Annotated in this window: 18 protein-coding genes; 14 read left to right on the plus strand and 4 right to left on the minus strand. The window is 39.1% G+C overall.

From position 1 onward, the window contains the following. Positions 1-12 precede the first annotated feature (12 nt). Genes ASF92_RS01135 through ASF92_RS01150 form a run of 4 tightly spaced genes read left to right on the plus strand, consistent with a single transcriptional unit; the run spans position 13 to position 2,159 of the window. A complete protein-coding gene (locus ASF92_RS01135) occupies positions 13-384 on the plus strand; it encodes a response regulator (RefSeq protein WP_056086608.1) in 372 nt (123 codons plus the stop codon). Positions 385-421: 37 nt separating this feature from the next. Continuing rightward, positions 422-1,204, plus strand: a complete 783-nt coding sequence (locus ASF92_RS01140; protein WP_056086611.1) for a protein-glutamate O-methyltransferase CheR — start codon at positions 422-424, stop codon at positions 1,202-1,204. Continuing rightward, the gene (locus ASF92_RS01145) at positions 1,189-1,785 is read left to right on the plus strand and encodes a chemotaxis protein CheB (RefSeq protein ID WP_056086614.1); all 597 of its coding nucleotides are present in this window, start codon (positions 1,189-1,191) and stop codon (positions 1,783-1,785) included. Before ASF92_RS01140 ends, ASF92_RS01145 begins: the two co-directional genes overlap by 16 nt. 11 nt (positions 1,786-1,796) lie before the next feature. Then, positions 1,797-2,159 carry a response regulator gene (locus ASF92_RS01150; RefSeq protein WP_056086617.1) on the plus strand — a complete coding sequence of 121 codons (363 nt, stop codon included), beginning with the start codon at positions 1,797-1,799 and terminating at the stop codon, positions 2,157-2,159. Here ASF92_RS01150 and ASF92_RS01155 read toward each other — a convergent pair whose 3' ends face one another. From ASF92_RS01155 to ASF92_RS01170, 4 genes are all read right to left on the minus strand, one after another. Next, a complete protein-coding gene (locus ASF92_RS01155) occupies positions 2,160-3,113 on the minus strand; it encodes a DUF3137 domain-containing protein (protein WP_056086620.1) in 954 nt (317 codons plus the stop codon). Then, positions 3,113-3,667, minus strand: coding sequence for a LemA family protein (locus ASF92_RS01160; RefSeq protein ID WP_056086623.1), 555 nt, complete (start codon positions 3,665-3,667; stop codon positions 3,113-3,115). Before ASF92_RS01160 ends, ASF92_RS01155 begins: the two co-directional genes overlap by 1 nt. 56 nt (positions 3,668-3,723) lie before the next feature. Continuing rightward, positions 3,724-5,541, minus strand: a complete 1,818-nt coding sequence (locus tag ASF92_RS01165; RefSeq protein ID WP_056086626.1) for a hypothetical protein — start codon at positions 5,539-5,541, stop codon at positions 3,724-3,726. Positions 5,542-5,607: 66 nt separating this feature from the next. Further along, positions 5,608-7,395, minus strand: coding sequence for a hypothetical protein (locus ASF92_RS01170; protein WP_056086628.1), 1,788 nt, complete (start codon positions 7,393-7,395; stop codon positions 5,608-5,610). Between the two features lie 279 nt (positions 7,396-7,674). Between ASF92_RS01170 and ASF92_RS01175 the strand changes: the two genes are divergently transcribed. From ASF92_RS01175 to ASF92_RS01220, 10 genes are all read left to right on the plus strand, one after another. Next, the gene (locus ASF92_RS01175) at positions 7,675-9,165 is read left to right on the plus strand and encodes a MiaB/RimO family radical SAM methylthiotransferase (protein ID WP_056086632.1); all 1,491 of its coding nucleotides are present in this window, start codon (positions 7,675-7,677) and stop codon (positions 9,163-9,165) included. A gap of 122 nt (positions 9,166-9,287) precedes the next feature. Beyond that, the gene (locus tag ASF92_RS01180; RefSeq protein WP_056086634.1) at positions 9,288-10,535 is read left to right on the plus strand and encodes a sigma 54-interacting transcriptional regulator; all 1,248 of its coding nucleotides are present in this window, start codon (positions 9,288-9,290) and stop codon (positions 10,533-10,535) included. Positions 10,536-10,543: 8 nt separating this feature from the next. Then, positions 10,544-11,050 (plus strand): LptE family protein, encoded by a 507-nt coding sequence (locus ASF92_RS01185; RefSeq protein ID WP_056086637.1) that lies wholly within the window; start codon positions 10,544-10,546, stop codon positions 11,048-11,050. Positions 11,051-11,106: 56 nt separating this feature from the next. Next, positions 11,107-12,183, plus strand: a complete 1,077-nt coding sequence (locus ASF92_RS01190; protein WP_056086640.1) for a hypothetical protein — start codon at positions 11,107-11,109, stop codon at positions 12,181-12,183. Positions 12,184-12,196: 13 nt separating this feature from the next. Next, complete coding sequence (secG, locus tag ASF92_RS01195; protein WP_056086643.1) at positions 12,197-12,556, plus strand: preprotein translocase subunit SecG; 360 nt, start codon at positions 12,197-12,199, stop codon at positions 12,554-12,556. A gap of 240 nt (positions 12,557-12,796) precedes the next feature. After that, positions 12,797-13,087, plus strand: coding sequence for a co-chaperone GroES (gene groES, locus ASF92_RS01200; protein WP_056086646.1), 291 nt, complete (start codon positions 12,797-12,799; stop codon positions 13,085-13,087). A 143-nt stretch (positions 13,088-13,230) separates the two neighbouring features. Next, entirely contained in the window at positions 13,231-14,868 is a 1,638-nt protein-coding gene (gene groL / locus ASF92_RS01205) for a chaperonin GroEL (RefSeq protein ID WP_056086649.1), read from the plus strand. A gap of 308 nt (positions 14,869-15,176) precedes the next feature. Beyond that, the gene (locus ASF92_RS01210) at positions 15,177-20,585 is read left to right on the plus strand and encodes a PKD domain-containing protein (RefSeq protein WP_056086654.1); all 5,409 of its coding nucleotides are present in this window, start codon (positions 15,177-15,179) and stop codon (positions 20,583-20,585) included. After that, positions 20,582-21,607, plus strand: coding sequence for a PorP/SprF family type IX secretion system membrane protein (locus tag ASF92_RS01215; RefSeq protein ID WP_231729717.1), 1,026 nt, complete (start codon positions 20,582-20,584; stop codon positions 21,605-21,607). The genes ASF92_RS01210 and ASF92_RS01215 overlap by 4 nt, the downstream gene beginning before the upstream one ends. A 23-nt stretch (positions 21,608-21,630) precedes the next feature. Beyond that, positions 21,631-22,290 (plus strand): MgtC/SapB family protein, encoded by a 660-nt coding sequence (locus ASF92_RS01220; protein ID WP_056086657.1) that lies wholly within the window; start codon positions 21,631-21,633, stop codon positions 22,288-22,290. The last annotated feature ends 3 nt before the right edge of the window (positions 22,291-22,293 follow it).

A 22,293-nucleotide genomic window follows, 5' to 3' on the forward strand; every position in this document is an offset into this window, starting at 1 on the left:
CTTTAATTAATTATGCCTAGAAAGTTAATTCTAATTATTGACGATGACAATCGAAACATTTTCGCACTCAAAGCTGTTCTAAGAGCCAAAGGATTTGGAACATTGTCGGCGCCCAGTGCGCAGGAAGGCTTTGATATTATTGCAGAGAACGAGAAGGTTTCGGTAGTTTTAATGGATATGATGATGCCCGATATGGATGGATATCAGGCAATAGTAGCCATGAAAAAATCAGAAAAAATGCGTGACATCCCTGTTTTGGCGGTTACGGCGCAAGCAATGGTTGGCGATAAAGAACGCTGCTTAAGTGCTGGTGCATCGGGATATGTTTCCAAGCCAATTAATGTTGATGAACTGATAATACAAATAAACGAAGTTACAAAATAAGGTGATTAGCGAAGCGATAGATAATGAACAAATAGAGATGCTGCTTAGTGATGTTTTAGAAACTCATGGTTACGATTTTCTTGAATATTCCCACGCATCAATTAAGAGAAGAATCATTCGTTTATACGCACTCGACAATTTCGTAAGTTTTGCGGAATTCAGATACACAGTAAAAACTGATAAGCAATATTTTAAACGGTTTTTAGAAGAAATTACGGTTAATGTGACCGAGATGTTTCGTGATCCAAATTTCTATAAAGCGCTTAGAAATGATGTTTTGCCCGTTCTGGGTACTTATCCATTTATTAGAATCTGGGTGGCTGGTTGTTCGACAGGAGAAGAGGCCTATTCTCTTGCAATAGTTTTAAAAGAACTTAATTTATTGCAAAAATCACTTATTTATGCAACTGACATCAATCCTTCTGTGTTAGAAAAGGCTAAAAAAGGAATATTTCCATTAAACTATTTAAAGGGTTACTCTGAAAATTATGTTCAATCGGGTGGGGCCAAAGATTTTTCATCGTACTATACAGCAAATTACTCGTTGGCAAAGTTTGATGAAACATTAAATAGTAAAATGATTTTTTCTACCCACAATCTTGTATCCGATCATTCTTTTAATGAGTTTCAGCTTATTTTATGTCGAAATGTTTTAATTTATTTCGATAAAGATTTACAGCACAAGGTTTTTCAACTGTTCGATAATAGTTTGGAGAAATTAGGTTATTTAGCCTTGGGAAGCAAAGAAAGTTTAGATTTTTGGTCTAGAGCTAAAGAATATAGGCGTCTAAAAACGGAGAAGATATGGAGGAAACTATAATGCCAAGCAAATGCAAAGCTCTAATTATTGGTGGTTCAGCTGGAAGTTTAGATGTGTTATTGGAAATTTTTCCTTTATTAAGCGATGAAATTGATTTTCCAATTATATTAGTAACACACAGAAAATCAGGGAACGACGCGCTTTTAAGTGATTTATTGAGAAGCAGAACCAAATTGAAAGTCAACGAAGCGGAAGAAAAAGACAAGATTCAGCCTGGAAACGTATATATAGCACCGGCAGATTATCATCTTTTAATTGAAGAAAATGAAACTTTTTCGTTAGATTATTCTGAGAAAGTTAATTATTCGCGTCCGTCTATTGATGTTACTTTCCATTCTGCCGCAGAGGTCTTTAAAGATAAGCTGGTTTGTATTTTGCTCTCAGGTTCGAATGCTGATGGTGTTGCTGGATTAAAGACAGTTAAAAGTTCAGGTGGCCTGGTAGTTATACAGAATCCGAAAACGGCGGTAATGCCATATATGCCTCAGCAGGCGGCGAATGAAATTGAAGGGGGAATTATTTTAAACGCCAATGAGATGGCAGAATTTATAAATAAATTATATAGCTATAAAACGTCTTAAAACTGACAATTATGGGGGAAACAAAAAAAATATTTGTTTTTGATGATAACAGGGACATTTTAGATTTATGCACTTTCATTCTTGAGGATGCAGGATATGAAATTAAAACTTCTGAAAGCGCGAACGATATCGAAAATCAGGTTGCGGCTTATATGCCGGATATTATCTTTATGGATAATTGGTTGCCGGATTTAGGCGGGATTCAGGCTACAAGGGCTATAAAAAGCCATCCTGATTTAAAACACATTCCTGTGATTTATTTTTCTGCAAATAATGATATTTCAGCCTTGGCAGATGAGGCTGGCGCTGATAGCTATTTATCTAAGCCATTTGATATTGCTTCTCTTGAAGAAATTGTCAAAAAATACATCTAATTAATTCCTTCCCCATATCCTGGTGTTCAAATCAAGTTCCCGCACAATATCATACATAAATTTGATCACCGTTATGTCTTGATTTAATATTTCGGGATTAAGCAAAGTTTTAAAAACAGGGGCCTCAAAATAGTTTCTGCACAGCGGAAACGCAATGTACATCTTACTGTTAACAAACGAGAGAGAAACGGTTTCTTTTGAGTTGCTATTTAACGTTAAAATTCTTTCCATCATCGCCGGCGTAAGAATATACCGGGCTTCAACCTGATCCGTAGCATGCGTTATAAAGGTTCTGTTGAACTCGGCGTTTTCGAGGGCAATTATTTCATTATTGCCAAATGAAAACAAATTTTTAGAGAACCATGCGCCCATGGCGCCAAAAAGATCCTTTGGCTTAACGATGGTTGCACCATTAAAATTTTTATTAAAATCTGCGCAGAAAATTATGCCTCTGAAGATATCGTGCCACTCGGTTTGGGTGCCATTTTTTGTTTGTACTTCGGTTTTATATTCTGCATGAACTTCAGCAAAATAAAAAGCCGTTTTGTCCGCTTTTCCTTGTACCAAATCCTCGGTTTTATAGCGATCTGGCGTTTCAGAAAAAATTTGTGTCGCTTCAAATTCGTTTACTAAAATTCCTTTATAAGGCTCAATAACAAGGCTATCGTCTAATGATTTTAAAGCGGTGCCTATAACCTGAACTTTAAATGCTTCCTGATAGGATTTTAATTCATCTGAGATCCTGTACAGTAATGAGCCGCCATATATTATAAGTATCAATCCTATAATAATCGATGGAACCGGCAACCCCGAAGCAAAACCAGCTACCGCAACAATAATTCCGATAGCAATGAAAAGATAGCCTTTCTTTTGTGTTGCAGCTATTTTTGTCCGCTGAGTTTCTAATGTAACAAGTACATTTTGTAAAGCCCCATTGCCAGCAACGCTTAACATTAGTTGTTAAAAAGTTCTTTGGCACTAATATTTTTACGTTCTTCTTCTGCAGTAGCCAAAACCGTTATCGGCTGGAAATTTAACATACTTGCAAATAGGCTGCCTGGAAACATCATAATCTCGTTGTTGTAATCGGTAACGGCAGAATTATATGTTCTTCTTGCAGCTGCAATTTGCTCTTCACTTTCTGTCCAGGTGCTTTGTAAGTTTATAAAGTTTGTGTTGGCTTTTAAATCCGGATAATGTTCTACGTTAACCATTAAACCTTTGACGCTGTTGCCTAATTGAGCGTCGATGGACGTTTTTTCAGCATCGCTAATGTTTTCTGACATTGCTTTAGCGCGTAATTCTACAATTTTACTCAGGGTCTCCTGCTCGTAATTCGTATATTGTTTTACAACTTCAATCAGGTTTGGAATTAAATCGAAGCGTTTCTTTAGCATTACGTCTATTGCCGAAAAGGCATTTGTAACCTGGTTCTTTTTGCCTACAATTGAGTTATAAAAGAATATACAGATGAGCAGTAAGGCGCCGATAATAATAATTGCTGCCATAATTTTAGATTTTTAGTTTAGAGTATAAATATATTAAAACGTTACGATTGTTACCCTTAACGTCTTTCATTTTTCTGCTTCAATTCTTTTCGTTGACGACGCTCCAGCCGCTGTCGCTTTCGTAAATTATGACTTGCACGCATGGCTTTAAATTTGGCAATATGCTCCCTAATTTCAGTCTGTTTCTCTTCGGTAATGCCTACACTATATTTTACGCCAAGGAAAAGCGTTTTCCAAATCATACTAAAGAAAGAAGTATTTTCTGGTCTTACGTAGTTAATTTTTGCTGAAATAAAATTTCCATCAGGACCGGGATTTTCAGAGTTAATTATGAGCGCATTTGCCAGGAACGAAATCAGACCACGTTTAACCAGGTGATCTTTTGTCGGGTCGTTTTTCATTAAGGCAACCGATAAATCGAAATAAGAAAAATCAACGGTTCCTTTTGAGCCGAAATCATCGGCTTTGAAGTCGAATTTCAGCTTGTCGACATTTCCCCGGTTTATTCTGACCAGTCCTAGTGGTTTTGTAATTTGATTTAATACTCTGGCATTGAAATTTTGCAATTCGCCAGTGTAAGAAAAATCGCCGGTGTTTGCCGTTAAGTTGAATTTAAAGTCTACATCCAGCTTCCCCTGGCCCATTAAATAGGATGTCAAATTAGCCTCCATTATTGGCTTTGTCGCTTTAACCATATTAATATTTGTCACGTTGCTAATTGTCCCTGAAGTTTTTTCAAAGGAAATCTTACCCCGTTGTTCACTTTCCTTATTGTAAAGCGCATAACTTACGTCGACATCTTTCAATAGTAATTTATCAACCAGGATTGGAGCAGCAAGTTTTTGTAGAAGTTGATGGGGATATTTTCCTATTCTGCTTTCTTTTTCTTGTTTTGGTAGACCATTGTTGTTGAAAACTGCTACAAAACCGTTTGCGATTGCCATCTCTTTTGCCCTCAGTTCCTGTTTGGAAATGTAAAGCGGAAGATTAATTCCGTTAAGCGAGATGTCGTTCATTAAAATGTTAAACCTATCTCTTGCGTAACCTGCAACTGCACCGAATTTCATTTCATCATATAAAGGTTCCAACGCAAATTTATTTACGCTCAAACGGCCTGTTGAAGCTCTGAAATCAAGTTGGTCAAGCTTGATGTTGTACATGCTGTCCCGTGTTTTATAATTGTAGTTTTTTAGGTTTATAAGTACATCTTTCAACAAGTATAAACGAGTGGAATCTTCGAAAGAAGTGGAATCTACGAGTAAATCAACCAAAGTTATATTTAAATCATCGATGGAAAAAATATTAAATTTATTGACGTTCTTGTTTACATAATTGAAGCTGGCATCTCTGAAAAGAATTTTCTTTATGCTAAATTCTTTTAGGCTTTTTGAAATAAAAGTATAAGGTGACTGTATGAGGCGGGGTGCAGGGTTCTCGTTAAAATCCAATTGCCGGTTCACCATGTAGACTTCAGGTTTATCAAATAATATCTCTTCGATTTGAAGTTTCTTTTCGCGATAAAGGTTGATCGGATGGAAATGCTTTACAACAAGTTTTTTTAACGTTACTGTATAAAGATTATTCGGTGCTCTTTTTAGCGCAACCAATTGCTGATACCGATTGGTGTCGGCTGTAATTTTAACATTCTGGAGTGTCGCACTTCCGGTTAAAACGTTGGTGGAGACTTTTGAAAAAGTAATTGTATATAAACTATCGGTACTTTTATAAAGCAGGGTTTTAATCTGAGCGGTAAGCAGCGGACGTGATTTTATGTTCAAAAACCAGGCAAGGCCTGCAAGCATTAAAAAAGCAATGAGCAAAATACCCGCAATCCACTTGAAAATTTTGAAACGTCTTTTTTTTGTATCTGGCATTAAAAGAGAAGGACTGGTTTTTCATCAGCAATATACGTTTAAAACGCATTTTTTAAAAACGTGATATCAGTTTTTCTCCCTTTTTGCTTTTCTGGCTTCGCGTCTGTCTGCTCTGTTTTGTTCTCTTATTTTTTTTGCGATGACTTTTTGTTGCTTCACCGGATTCTTTTCTGGCACAATGCCAACACCAACGATATCTTTAATGCCCACAAAAATGGTTTTCCACATCAGATTGAAAAATGAAGCAGAATTAATTCTTGTATTGGTCATAAATGCAGTTCTTGGCGCTTCACCTTTTTTAGGATTTTCATTTTTTACCAGGATCGTATTGGCTAAAAATGAAAGCAGGCCTTTTTTCTTTGTGCCTTCGCCATCAATATTATCAGACAACAGTTTTACTTTCAGGTTTGTATAAAGCATATTCATTGAGCCTGAAGCCGAACGCAAGTTCCCATTCGCCTTAAAATTTATACGCTGTACATTTCCACTTTCAATTTCGATTGAGCCCAGGTTTTTCGATAGTGAGTTGAGATTTCGTAAATCGAACTTGCCTAAACTTCCGCTATAATTAAATGCGCCACTATTGTTTGTTAAATTGAAATCGATTTTAACATTTAACTTGCCACTCCCCATCAAAAGCGTATTGAAATTAGCTGTAGCATGGCCGTTTTTTGTGAGGGGTAAGCTATCGTTGGTTACGTTCAAAACCGTTCCGCTGAGCGATTTAAAATCAACAGTTCCGATTTTCTTGCTCGCCGGATTATATTCCGAATATTTTAAATCAACACCACTTATATTAACCACATCAATTGTGGTTGGCATATTTAATCTTTTTAAAGCCAGGTGCGGGTAGTTTCTGCCTTTGTCTAATCCAGGCGGTGGTGGCGACTCGCGACTCATAAAAACCTCTACTTTTGCAGGCCCGATTTTAAGTGATTTTGCATAGAGTTTCTGGTCGTTATTTAACCCTATAAAGTCAACGCCATTAAGTTCTATTTTTTCAAATGCCAGATCGTACCTGTCTTTCTGGACTTTAAATTTCCTGGCAAAAGTTAATTCAGGATAAAGAGGGGTTAACTTTAAGCCTTTCACCATAATTTTTTTCGACGCGGCAGATCCTGCAATCGTATCCACCTTCATTGAATACATTTTATCTTTTGTGAAAGATTTGTATCCTGCAAGCTGAAAAGTAACGTCTTTTGTGTAGTAAAAGCGTGATGTATCCTGACCTGACAGAGAATCTAGAAGAAAATCTTTAACGCTAATATCGAGGTGTTTGATGGAGTTTTTAGTTTTTCTGGGGCCACTTTTGTCAATGTAATCAAAATCGGCGTCGACAATTTTTACTGAATGTACATTAATGGATTTAAAAGTTTTTGAAATTTGTTCGTAGAGTGATTTCTCAGGTTTTACAGTATCCCTTTCTTTGGGAATCTTATTAAAAATCATATTAATGGAAGGTTTATCCAACCTGATTTCGTTTACATCAACACGCTTTTTAAAGTAAGCAGTTAGGATACCAACTCTGGTGATCTGTATTTTCTTAAGCTTGATTTCAAAAGTATGTGCAGGTGCGAGACCTTGCATTTTCAAGCTATCAAAAACCAATGTATCCGGCGTCAATTTAACCTCCCGAAGCGCCAGGCTACCGGTTATTACGTTTAAATTAATGCTTTTGAACTCTATTTTATAAAGATGATGGGAGCCTTCATAAACGCCAGCCTTTATTTTTTCGGTAAGAATTGGTTTCCAGCGGGCGCTAATGAACATGGCAGCAAAAGACAAAATTAAAATCAGTCCGCCCAAGATACTGGCCATCCATATCCAAAGTTTATTTTTGTTTTGAGCTGTCATTTATTTGAGTTATAGTTTACTAACAGATTGTTGCTCGAAAGGTTTGCTGGTTCCGCCGCTGAAGTCAACGGCAATGAACTATATCCAATTAGTTTAGTCAGACGGTATTACTACTTTTCATTGCCCCTGGCTTTTACCAACAGTCTTTTGATGCCTTGTGCCTATTCTATCCGATGGAGCAATTAAATAATCGGTTTGTAAACATTTAAACTAAATATGTCAATTTGTCACTTTTAATTTTATTTATGTATTTTTGTAATCCCCAAAAGTTTTTAAATAATGATTGATTTACAAGTACAGGATAAGACGCATGATGAGGCGAGGCAAGGAGAGGCGTTAATTTTAGACATACCAATTAAAGCTGATGCCCGTAAATTGTACATCGAAAGTTATGGCTGTGCCATGAACTTTGCAGATAGTGAAATTGTGGCTTCTATACTTTCTGAAACAGGATTTGAAACAACAGGAGATTATCATCAGGCTGATGTTATTTTCATTAATACCTGTTCCATTCGCGAAAATGCGGAAACAAGGGTGAGAAATCGCTTATCGCAATTTGGGGTTGAAAAACGCCGTAATCCAAAACTAATTGTCGGTGTATTAGGCTGCATGGCGGAGCGTTTAAAGTCTAAATTTCTGGAAGAAGAAAAGTTAGTTGATGTGGTTGTCGGTCCGGATGCTTACCGGGATTTACCAAACTTAATTGAGCAGGTAGAAAGCGGGCACAAAGCCGTTAATGTACTTTTATCCCGCGAGGAAACCTATGCTGATATCAGTCCGGTTCGCTTAAACAGTAATGGCATTACAGCCTTTATTTCGATCACCCGTGGTTGTAACAATATGTGTTCGTTTTGTGTGGTGCCATTTACCCGCGGTCGTGAGCGTAGCCGTGATGCACATTCAATTATAGAAGAAGCTAAATCATTATTTGAGGCAGGTTACCGTGAAGTGACGCTTCTGGGACAGAATGTAGATTCATACACCTGGACGCCCATCCCCAACCCTTCCCAGAGGGAAGGCGGCAGCGAATTGTCTAACCAATCTGAGGGGCAAGTCTCCCCTTCCGGGGGAGATTTAGAGGGGGCCGTAAACTTTGCCCAGCTTTTAGAAAAAACGGCTTTAGTAAGCCCTGATTTAAGAGTCCGTTTCTCTACATCACACCCGAAAGATATCACTGATGAGGTTTTATACACCATCGCAAAGTATGATAATATCTGCAATTATATTCACCTGCCGGTTCAGTCGGGCAATACCCGTGTTTTGGAATTGATGAACAGGACTTACACCCGCGAATGGTACATTAACCGCATCGATGCGATTAGAAAAATTATTCCGGGTTGTGCAATTTCTACCGATATCATCGCAGGTTTCTGTACTGAAACGGAGGAAGAACATGAAGAAACTTTGAGCATGATGGACTATGTGCAGTATGATTTTGCCTATAATTTCACTTACTCGGAACGACCGGGGACGTTAGCGGCCCGTAAGCTTGAAGATGATGTTCCGGAGGAGGTTAAAAAGCGCAGACTGGCCGAAATTTTGGCCAAGCAACAGGCGCATTCTTTGATGCGTCTACAGGAATGGGTTGGAAAAACCGTTCGCGTGTTAATTGAAGGGACATCAAAAAAATCGGATATGGATTATTGCGGCAGAGGCGATAGCGGAGCGATGGCAATTTTTCCTGCGATTGAGGGCGTAAAACCTGGTCAGTATGCAAATGTTTATATTGAAAGATGTACTTCAGCAACACTGATTGGAAAGATAGTTTAAAAAAAGGCTGAAAGGTTAAAGCTCAAACAAAAAGCTCAGCTTAAATTCAAAAATTTATGACTTCAAGTTTTGATATCACAACCCGGTCTCGATACTTGATACTAAATACTTGATACTAATAAATGGATACACAAAATATTAAACAGCGATTCGGTATTATTGGCAATTCGCCGCTGCTCAATCGTGCCATAGATATTGCAAGTCAGGTTGCACCAACAGATATGTCGGTTTTAATAACCGGTGAAAGTGGAAGTGGTAAAGAAGTTTTCTCACAAATTATCCATCAAATGAGTGCCCGTAAACATGGTGCTTTCATTGCCGTGAACTGTGGTGCCATTCCTGAGGGAACTATAGACTCAGAATTATTCGGACACGAGAAAGGTTCTTTCACCGGCGCACACGAAGCTCGTAAAGGCTATTTTGAAGTTGCCAACGGCGGGACAATTTTCTTAGATGAAGTGGCCGAACTGCCCCTTGGAACGCAGGCCCGCTTGTTGAGAATTCTGGAAAGCGGCGAATATTTACGTGTAGGTTCATCAAAAGTTCAAAAAACTGATGTCCGTATTATTGCAGCCACCAATGTAGATGTTTACAACCGCGTAAAAAACGGTAAGTTCCGTGAAGATTTATATTACCGGTTAAATACAGTTCCTTTACGCATTCCGGCATTACATGAGCGTAAAGAAGACATTTATTTGTTATTCAGAAAATTTGCTGCCGACTTTAGTGACAAATACCGGAGTCCGGGTTTGCAACTTGAGCCTGATGCCATACAGATTTTGACCAATTACAGCTGGCCGGGAAATGTTCGCCAATTGAAAAATATTGCCGAGCAAATCTGTGTTTTAGAAAAAGACAGAAATGTTACCGGACAAGCGATACTAAACTACATCCCTAACGAAACCGGGAATAATTTGCCAATGGCCATCAATGCCCAGTCGAAAGAAGATTTTACAGAAAGGGATATTTTGTATAAAGTGCTTTTCGATATGAAAAAGGATATGGTTGAGCTTAAAAAGCTGGTGGCTGAAATTATCCAGCACGGGGGTAATACGGCCTCAGTTTTAGCTGATAACCCCCAATACATTAACCAACTGTACCGGGATGTGGAACTTCCGGCAGGGCAGGAGCATGGTTTTACCATCCAGCAGCCAACTGCAAACCCGAACAATAATAACAATAACAATTCTGACTATAATTTTGCACATGATGCTGAAGAAGTAGAGGAATCGTTATCCCTGGTTGATAAGGAATCTGATTTAATAAAAAAGGCGCTAAAAAAACATAAGGGTAAACGTAAATTTGCTGCTCAGGAATTGGGTATATCTGAACGTACGCTCTACAGAAAGATCAAAGAATTAAGTCTATAAATCAGTTTATGAAGATTAAGTTATATGCCCTTCTCATTCTGGCAACACTAAGTTCATCATGTGCTTACACTTTTAGCGGGGCATCTACTGAAGGGCTGAAAACGGTAACCGTACGTTTTTTTGAAAACAATGCTCAGCTTGTTGTTCCTACGTTGAGTCAGCAATTTACAGAGGCTTTGAAATCCCGTATCCGTAGCCAAACAAAGTTGAGTATTACACCCAATGATGGCGATGCCATTTTTCAGGGCAACATTACGGGATACGAAATCAGGCCGGTTGCTTTAACATCGAGTGCTACACCAACGGCATCGAACAACCGATTGACGATTACAATTGCTGTAAAATACATCAACAATATCAAAGGCCATGAAAAGGAAAGTTTTGAAGAAAGCTTTACCCGTTATTTTGATTTTCCTGTGGGTGGTTCGATACAGGGACTTCAGGCCCAAGCCATCGAAGCAATAAACAAACAGCTCACGGAAGATATTTTTAACCGGGCTTTTGCTCAATGGTAGATTAAACTTTTTTAAAAACCGCCCTGCATTATTTATCTTAGCAGCAAACCTCGGCAATGGATAACAAACAGCTACTTGCAAATTTATTGGATCAACCAGGAAAGGTAAGGCAAGAGCATATCCCGATGTTACAGGAAATGTTGGTGCAATATCCTTATGCACAGCCTATTCGTTTGCTTTTAGCCAGGGCAGATGCTGCATTTGTTCCCGGCGCAGCTTTATACAGCAATGGAAAAGTTTTGTACAATTTACTTCAGATTGATAATGTTGAGGAGGAAGAGGCGGTTGAATTGATTGCGCCGCCGGAACAATCTTTACAAATTGAATTTGCGGCAATTGATACAGAAAGCACGGCTGATGAGCAGGAAATTTTCGATGAGATCGGTGAAATTACAGGCGATTCAAAACCAGTTATTTCACATCCGGTAAATGTCGAAACACCGGATAACTTGTCAGGCATTGATGGTCATTTAATGGATTTGCCATCTGATGAAGCTAATTTCATTGAAAGCGTGGCGGAAACGGATTTTTTTGCTTTCGAAAAGCAAACCAGCACAGATGTTGTAACCGTGCCGCAAATAGAAACAGTTGTGCCCGATGAACCTGGGTATAGCCACGTTTCTAAATATGACGATGATCAACTCCCATACACGTTTTTATGGTGGCTGGCAAAAACACGTAAGGAGCACGAACAAATTTTTCAGCCTTACGCCCAGCCAAAACCTAGCTTGGCGAAACAACCGCAACAAGCTACTCAACAACAGGCAGAATTTCAACAGCAATATGTGGAGCATATTTTTCACATACAAACGCCTTTTGAAGTTGCCGATCATTTGGCAGAATACCCAGCGGCAGAAGTAAAAGATGCCAAGGGAGCAGAAATTATCGAAAAGTTTTTAAAAGAAGATCCAACCATAAAACCGCCTAAGCCAGAACAAATCGACAATGAGAATAAAGCGAAGAAAAGCGCAGAAGACCATTATGACCTGGTTTCGGAAACTTTAGCCAAAATTTACATCGAGCAAATGCTTTACCACAAAGCCATAGATACTTATAAAAAATTAAGTTTGAAATATCCGGAAAAAAGTGGTTACTTTGCCGACCTTATCCAATCCATAGAAAAGAAATTATAAAATATATTTTATCATGATAACCCTTTTAATCATTTTATTAATCGTTGCCTGTGTTGCTTTGGGCTTATTTGTATTGGTACAAAACCCTAAAGGTGGTGGTTTAGCAACTGGTGGCGGTACCAGCAATATGTTTGGTGTACAACGTACAGGCGATGTTTTGGAAAAAGGCTCCTGGGTATTATTGGCTGTTATTGTAGTTTTAACGTTGTCAATTACGACTATTGCTAAAACTAACGGCGGTGCTGCGGCAACAGGTAACACTGAAATTCAGGATCGTTTGAACAAAATGCCTTCACCTTCTCCACTTGGCGGCGGTGCTGCAAATAGTACTGCTCCTGCAAAACCTGCAACTGCAGATACAACAAAGAAATAGTTTAGGCTAATAAAGTTTTTTAAAAAGCTTTCCTCAAAAGGGAGAGCTTTTTTGCGTTTTTATTGTATTCATAAACCTTTTAATTCTGCCAAGCTGACACTCTAATTTTCTGATATTCTATTTTTGTTTAAAAAATTGACAGTACAGGTGCAAATTTGTCCCTGAAACGCTCTTGGCATAAAAAGTGTTAATTGTATGCGTAGTTAAAAAACTTAAATCAAAATAAAAATAATAAAAGTTATGGCGTTAAACCTTAAACCAATTGCTGGCAGTTCGAACAGAGTAATTGTAGAACCGGCTGCCGCAGAAGAAAAAACTGCATCGGGTTTGTATATCCCTGATACTGCAAAAGAAAAACCATCTAAAGGAACTGTAGTTTCTGTTTCTGAAGAAGATTCTGAAGGTAAAAAAGCGACTGTAAAAGTTGGCGATGTTGTGATTTATGGTAAATACGGTGGTACCGAATTCCCTTACGAAGGTAAAGATTACTTAATCATGCGTGAAACTGATATCTACGCGGTAGTTGGATAAGTAATGATTGAATGACTGAATTTCGAATTAATGAATTCAGCATAAATCAAAAAATAATACAAATTATAGAATTGGTGAATTTATAAATGATAAAATACACCAAAGCCAAATTCTATCATACAATCATTCAAAATTTTTAAAACATGTCAAAACAAGTAAAATATAACGTAGAAGCACGCGACGCCCTGAAAAGAGGTGTTGATATTCTTGCAAATGCAGTAAAAGTAACCTTAGGTCCGAAAGGCCGTAACGTAATCATCGATAAAAAATTCGGTTCTCCGGCAATTACTAAAGATGGTGTTACCGTTGCAAAAGAAATCGAATTGAAAGATGCGGTTGAGAACATGGGTGCTCAAATGGTTAAAGAAGTAGCTTCTAAAACAGCTGATATTGCTGGTGATGGAACGACAACTGCTACGGTTTTAGCTCAGGCAATTATTACTACTGGTATTAAAAACGTTGCTGCAGGTGCAAATCCAATGGATTTAAAACGTGGTATTGATAAAGCTGTTGCTGCAGTTGTTGCTAACTTAAAAGAGCAATCACAAACGGTTGGCGAAGACAATAACAAAATTAAACAAGTTGCATCTATCTCGGCTAATAACGATGAAGTTATTGGTGCCCTTATTGCTGAGGCAATGGGTAAAGTTGGTAAAGATGGCGTAATTACTGTTGAAGAAGCAAAAGGTACTGAAACTGAAGTTAAAACAGTGGAAGGTATGCAATTCGACAGGGGTTATTTATCTCCATACTTCGTAACCAATGCAGATAAAATGGAAGCTGAATTAGATAATCCTTACATTTTAATCTACGACAAAAAAATCAGCAATATGAAAGAATTGTTGCCGGTTTTAGAAAAAACAGTTCAAACTGGTAAACCATTGGTTATCATCGCTGAGGATTTAGACGGCGAAGCTTTAGCTACTTTGGTGGTTAACAAAATCCGTGGTTCATTAAAAGTTGTTGCTGTTAAAGCACCGGGTTTTGGTGACAGAAGAAAAGCAATGTTAGAAGACATCGCAATCTTAACTGGCGGTATCGTTGTTTCAGAAGAAAGGGGTTATAAATTAGAGAATGCTGATTTAACTTACTTAGGTTCTGCTGAGAAAGTTGTTGTTGATAAAGACAATACAACTGTAATCAACGGTGCTGGTAACTCAGAAGATATTAAATCTCGTGTTAGCCAGATTAAAGCTCAAATTGAAACCACTACTTCTGATTACGATAAAGAAAAGTTACAGGAGCGTTTGGCTAAATTAGCTGGCGGTGTTGCTGTTCTTTACGTTGGTGCAGCTTCTGAAGTTGAGATGAAAGAGAAAAAAGACCGCGTTGATGATGCTTTACATGCAACTCGCGCAGCTGTAGAAGAAGGTATTGTTGCCGGTGGTGGTGTTGCTTTTATCCGTGCAGTTGCCGCTTTAGCAGATTTAAAAGGTGCAAACGAAGATGAAAATACCGGTATCCAAATCATTCGCCGTGCGATTGAAGAGCCGTTACGTCAGATTTGTGAAAACGCAGGTATTGAAGGTTCTATAGTTGTTCAAAAAGTTAAAGAAGGTACAGCCGATTTCGGTTATAATGCCCGTACTGATGTTTACGAAAACTTGATTGGCGCCGGTGTTATCGACCCAACTAAAGTTTCTCGTGTAGCGTTAGAAAATGCAGCTTCAATCGCAGCGATGTTGTTAACAACTGAAGTTGTTTTAGCAGATGAGCCTGAAGAAGGTGGTGCAGCAGCTCACCCACCAATGGGTGGCGGCGGCATGGGCGGCATGATGTAATTCAGTCCTCATAAAGTTACGTGTAAAATTAAGCCCCTTAAAACAAAGTTTTAAGGGGCTTTTTTATTGCTACAGCGTGAAAAAACCCGTTTATTATCCAAATTGCGCCTATAATGAATGGCGTTTTGTGTAAAATTTTAGGAAGGTATAATCATTTACTTAATTTAGTAGGGAATAATTGAAGAACTATATCGAATAAATATTTACTAAACAAATTGTTTTCCATCCTTAGTCTGACTTGTAAAGGCAGATGGGTTATATTTCTTCCTATAATAGCTTCTTTTTAAACAATTCCCTATTGTTAACTTATGAAGACCTGGTGTAGTAAGATTTTGCGTGTAGTCGCTGTATGCTCGGCTTTTTTATTTTTTGCTGTTTCGGCAAAAGCACAGTTAACGATTGGTGCTGTTGACCCTGGGCCTTATACGCCCGGAAGTACAATAACTGCAACATTTAAGATAGATCCTAATACTTGTATAACCCCAGGAAATTCTTTTCGATTAATTCTGTCTGACGCAGCCGGAAATTTCGCTCCAGGAACATTCATTGGAGCATACAACGGGTTTTACACAACTTATGTAAATGGATTAATTCCAGCCGGAGTACCTGCAGGGTCCAATTATAGATTGCGTCTAGAATCTACTACGCCCGTTTTAACAAGTAATATTTCAAATAGTTTTGAAATTAAAACCGGTACTCCGGCAACGGTTGCAAAGATTACATCTACTTTATTGAAGACTGGAGATGATGAAACGTTCGGAACATGTATAACTGCCGACAATAAAAACTTCTTTTTCACCGATTTATCTAGTCCTGGTACAACTGTGACTGCTACAATAACAGATGAGATAAATGGTGGAGCGCCAACTATTATAAATTTTACACCATCAACAATACCTTCTTTTACTGCGAAACTAGGGCATTATACTATTGTTGTTAAATCGGTAAGACCAGATGGAACTATCGGTACAAAATCATATCTAATCATTAATAATCCAATCATAACAACTTTTACCACATCGGGTAATAATATAGTTTGTCTTCCGCTTGGATTTCTGGAATTTCAGGTTAATACATCTGCGCTGGGAATTAAAAATAATTTTCCTGGCGACGTGTACAGAGTAAATTGGGGTGATGGACAAACGTCAGTCTACACTTATTGTGATATTATTGGAAGCGGTGGAATAGTAAGACATCAATACAATAAATCTTCCTGCGGGCAAAATTCAACCGGGAGTAGCGGCACAATTTATAATGTTTTTGATGTCGTCGTTCGGGTGAATAATTCCTTTTGTGGAGATATTGGAACTGCAGTTTCTACTACGGCGAAGGTAGTAATTAAAGATGTTAATAGCTTTACTTTTGATAATCCAGGTTGTACCGCAACTACTATTACCTTTAAAAACACATCAATCGTAGGCGATAATCCTAATACGAATTCGCCAGGTTGCGCGCCGAACAATGTTACTTACAACTGGTACGTTGATGGTGTAATTAAACAGGCTAACATGCCTAGATCTTATAACCTTGTCGCAACTTTTTCTACGCATGGTACTCACGTAATTAGGCTGGAATCTAATAGTTCTGGGTCGTGTAATGCTGAACCAGTAGAACTTACAATTTGTATACAAGACCCGCCAAAGCCTGCATTTACATTACCTTCAAATTTGATATGTGCCCCGGGCACATTGCAGGCGACGAACACATCTGTAATAGATCCGACTTGTGCCGCTACAAATAACTATAAATGGACTGTTACCCCAGCCGTAACCTATGCTGGCGGAACAAATGCATCCAGTACAGATCCGTTATTTAACTTCACATCCCCCGGAACATACGTTATTTCACTTAGCATAACGACTTCATCATGTGGCATCATTACTTCGGCACCACAAACTGTAATTGTTAATGCTCAACCAACTGCTACTCTTTCTTCGGATATATCACTTTGTAATTTAGGTGCTTATGATTTTAATCCTACGACAACGGGTCCAACCAAAACAATTTTTACTGGAACCACTGTTCCAACTACAGATACCTATACATGGTCTGTAACTGGTGGTAGTTATTCTTATGACAAGAATACCACTTCAACATCTCAATATCCATCCATAAAATTTAATGATTATGTTGAATATACAATTTCAGTTGTCCATACTAATAATTGTGGAACAACTCCTCCAGTAATTCAAAAATTAACATTTATTTCTGCTCCAGAAGTTCGCGCTGGTGATGATAAAACGATTTGCTTTGATGCAATTAATGTTCAGCTTGCGGGAAGTATTAATGGATCTCTTACAGATAATAGTAGTACCTGGATTGGTGGTGGAGGACGATTTTTGCCAGGCAGAAATGTTTTAAATCCTACATATGAACCTACTAATGCAGAAAGGTTAGGTGGTAGGGTAAATTTAATTTTAAGGAAATCAACCGGTTTAGCTGGCATTTGTGCTACTGTAGATGATGAAATTATTATAAATATAGATCCCGCCATCAACATTTCGAGCGCCTCAACCAAAACCATCTGCTCGGCCACTGCAGTTAATTACACGCCAACAAGTAACCCGGTTGGTGCCACATACACCTGGTCGGCCACCGGAACTGCAAATGCTTCGGGCTATAATACATCGGGAACAGGAGTAATAAATGACGTTATAATCAAAAATGATCTATCAGCAGATGCGCTTGTCACCTATACCATTATTCCCCGTCTCAGGGATTGTGACGGCACTCCTTTCACCTTCACCGTAATCGTTAAAGCAAAAAGTGTCGGCGGAACAACGGCTGCAAGTAACAACGATGTTTGCGCGGGTGCAAACGGTGGTAGTATCAGCCTGAGCGGAAATGTTGGAAATATCATTCGCTGGGAAAGTTCTATAGATGGTGGTCAAAACTGGAATGCGATAGCTTCTACTTCCAGCCCATATATATTCTCTAACTTAAACCAAACCACGCAATTCAGGGCTGTTGTAAAAAATAGTGTTTGTGATGAAGCTTTTTCCCTGCCAGTTACCGTCACAGTAAATGCAGCTATTCCTGATGCAACAGTTGGCGCAAATCAAAGGTTGTGTGGAGACAACATGGCAACCTTAAACGGTAATAAAGTGGATGCGCCTTATTTTGGAAAATGGACACTTACCTCATCTCAAACCGGTGTTTTAATTACAGATCCTGTTTTATTCAATACTACTGTTTCGGGTCTGGTTGCCGGCCAAATCTATAGGTTCAGGTGGACGATTTCTGGCGCTGCAACCTGCGATCCGAAATTTGCTGAAACAACAATAACGGTTTACCGCCCTTTAACCAATACTATTACAGCTGCTGCTGCCGATGTTTGTGCAGGACAAAGTATAATCATAACTGGAGATACACCGACGGGAGGGAATGGAACTTATGCATACCAATGGCAGGTGAGCGCCGATGGGAGTATCTGGAACGACATCGGTGGGCAAACCGGCCCCAACCTGAATATAGCAATAACCACTTCCTCATTTTACAGAAGGGTAGTAAACAGCAATGTTTGTACATCAAATAGTAACGTAACTGAAATTAAAACCCTTCCTATTCTTGGAAGCAATACCATTTCTGCTGACCAAATTCTTTGTTCAGGTACAGCTGCCGTAATGCTTACCGGCTCTTTACCAACAGGAGGAAGCGGCACTTACCGTTATCAATGGCAATCAAGTTCAGACAATGGAAACAGCTGGATTAATGTTGACGGAGCTACCGATCCCAACTTTACGCCACCAATACTGACGGCAACTATTTTATACCGCCGTTCAGTAACCAGTGGTACCTGTTCCGATTTAAGTAATTCTGTTAAAATAACAGTAAATCCATCAGCCAAAGCAAAATTCACTTTTACAGTAGATAAAGGATGTCCACCATTTACACTAACACCTGCCATTATTAAAGCCATTCCTTATCCAGATAGAAATGGCACTTACACCTGGTTTGCAGACGACAATCCTATTCCAAACGGTACAGGCATAAATTTCCCGGGATATACAATCACGGGCGACAATAAAAGTGTTGTCATAAAATTAGTTGTGACAAGCAGCTTAGGGTGTAACAGTGACGAATTCACCCACACTTTTTCAACGCAACAAAATGTAATTGCCGCGTTTACACAGTCGGCGACGCAAGGCTGCGGCCCTTTGACTGTAAACGTTACAAATACATCCAATTCACTAACTGAGTCCAGTTTTAGATGGGATTTTGGAAATGGAACAACTTCTAATCAGGCGCAGCCCGGGCCGGTAACTTTCCAGCCCGATCCAACAGGTAAAGATATCACTTATACAATAACTTTGAGCGCCATAACACCCTGCGGTACAACGACCAGAACGTCTACCGTATTTGTACAAGGCAAGCCGGTATCCATATTCAGCCCGGATAAAACAGCCGGTTGCTCACCATTAACTGTTAATTTCAGTAACACTTCGCCTGAAAGTTCCGGCACAACCTATTCCTTTGATTTTAATGATGGTTCCCCTTTGTTGGTGACGAACAACAGAAATTCTGTAAGCCATTTATTTACTACACTTGTTGTAAGGGACTATGTTATCACCATGACTGCAGAAAATGCTTGTGGTAAAAGTACCTCAAGTTATACCCTTCGGGTTGCGCCAAATGACATCATACCGGAGCTGGTTGTTAATGCAGGCGAACTTAGGGGCTGTGCGCCGTTTAAAGTGAATTTTTATAATAATACAAAAGGAGCAAGCAGGTTTGCTTATGATTTCGGGGATGAAACCGGTCTGCAAATTACCAATTCAGCACCTGAAACCGTTGCCCATACTTTTACAAAGCCTGGTACATACACTATTACGTTGTACGCAACAAACGATTGCTCGAATGCACAGACCACAGAAACCATTACCGTGTTGGCACAACCAACAGTTGAGTTTACGGCAGATAAAACGGTAATTTGTGATGGTGGTTCAGTCAAATTTAGAAATATAAGCAAAAATGCGATAGGCTATACCTGGGATTTTGGAGACGGAACAACTTCTTCAGCGTTCGAACCCGAACATGTTTATACAGGTGCAGGTCAAAATTTTACAGTAAAATTAACGACTACAAATACCTTAGGTTGTATTAATACTCTAATTTTAACTGATTACATAAAGATTGCACCCGAATTAAAGTCTGTTTTTACTGTTTTGCCCGGTAACGAATTATCCATACCCAATTTTACATTCAGTTTCAGAGACGCAAGTTTAAATGGAGCTGGAAGCTGGGAATGGAATTTTGGCGACGGAACAGTTTCGACCCTCCAAAACCCGACCCATACTTATGCCAACGTAGGCGATTACACCGTAACCCTAAAAATTTTAAACAAAGAAGGTTGTTCCGCAACTTCATTTCAAGCCGTCAGGATAATTGGCGTTCCCGGATTTTTATACGTGCCAAACTCATTTATGCCAGGTAGTGCGAAAAATGAACTACAAACTTTTAAGGCTAAAGGTCGTGGCATTGATAACTGGACGATGACAATTTTTAATAAATGGGGACAGGTTCTATGGGAAACAACGAAGTTGGATGATGGTGCGCCGCTGGAAAGCTGGGATGGGACTTACAAAGGACAGCCGCAGCCACAGGGCGTTTATTTCTGGAAGATAGAGGTGAAGTTTATAAACGCAAGCGATTGGAAGGGTATGACCTACGATTCATCCCCACCGAAAAAAACAGGTAATATTTATTTAATAAGATGATGAAGAGTAGGTGGATTTGTTTATTTGTGTTAACAACATTAATGCCTTTGCTATCGGTGGGGCAGGATTATATCTATTCCCAGTTTTATAACGCGCCAATATATTTGAACCCGGCATTAACGGGCCAGTTTGAGGGCGATATCAGAGTTAGTGCCTTATACCGGAATCAATGGACGGGGCTTTCGGGTGATTTTTCTTACATGAATGCCTCTGCTGATTTAAACCTTCAAAAGATAAACAGTGGTATTGGGCTTGTTTTTAACCGGAGCAGTGAGGGTACGGCATACCTGCAAAAGAACAATATCGCCTTAAGCTATTCCTACATAATCGGTGGCGATGATTACACCCTTTCTTTTGGTTTACAGGGTGGTATAACCAATCAAAAATTAAACTGGGATAGATTGGTTTTTGGCGACCAGATAGACGTCACTTCAGGGATTATACCCGGCATCATCTCGGGTGCTGAAAGGCCAAATGTCGACAGCCGCTTTTATTTCGATGCTGCTGCAGGAAGTAACCTGGTATATAAAAACTTTATGGTTGGCGTGGGTTTACATCATCTAAATCGGCCGGATGAATCTCTGGCGGGCTACCAAGCCAGATTGCCAATGAGGATATCCGGTAATTTAAGTTATAAACTCGCGCTCGTTCCCGATCAGTATGATAGAGATGGTTCCTATTTAATTCCTTCTATTGTGGCTTATAAGCAACAGAATGTTACCTCATTTAGTGTTGGCACACAATTTAAGTACGCTGGGATAAATGCCGGTATCTGGTATCGTAATGATGGAAATTCGAATGGTAATGATGCAATCGTATTCTCGGTGATTTTCGATATATTTAACAGGAGAACAAACGGTGAAAAATTCAGAATCGGAGTTAGTCATGACGCAACCACTTCAAAAATAAACTATACCAACACCGGCGGAACTTCAGAAATTGGTTTGGGTTATGAAAAATATTGGCGAAATAGTTCCAATTATGGCCGGGCAAATGGCCTGAGATGCTATGATTTTTATTAATTTGCCTTTGTTAAATCGAGGCAATGAACGAAATCATAGATAACAGTCATTTCATCACGCAGAGCGAAGTCAATAAATTCCTTCTGGCCACGTTGCTTTGTGGTCTAATCGGAGCAGAGCGTGAATATAGGAGTAAATCAGCAGGTTTAAAAACCATGATGATGATTGGTTTGGGGGCAACCTTGTTTACCATCCTTTCCATTAAAATCGGACCAACCAGCCAGGATAGGATTGCCTCGAATATTGTTACTGGGATTGGTTTTTTAGGTGCTGGTGTAATTTTTAAAGAAGAAAACCGCGTTAAAGGTTTAACAACAGCCTGTATCATCTGGATAGTTGCCGCAATAGGAATGGCTGTAGGCTCAGGCTATTATGAGCAGGCGATTGGTGTAACGGGCGTTGTGCTTTTGGCACTGATTATTTTTCCTTTTCTTGAAGAAATCGGCGATCGGCGCTTTACAAAACGCATCTATCGGATTGTAAAGCAACAGCACGTTCATGGAGATCTGGAAAGCTATGAAGAAGTTTTCCGGAACAACAGGCTTAAACCACAACGTGGGAAACATCAGCTGGTTAATAATGTTATAACCGGGAACTGGACGGCCACAGGAACCCCTAAAAACCATCAGAAATTTGTTGAACAAATGTTGAAAGATGATGAGATTATTGAGTTTGATTTTTAAAAG

Origin of the sequence: Pedobacter sp. Leaf176 (assembly GCF_001424305.1) — a bacterium.
GTDB lineage: Bacteria > Bacteroidota > Bacteroidia > Sphingobacteriales > Sphingobacteriaceae > Pedobacter.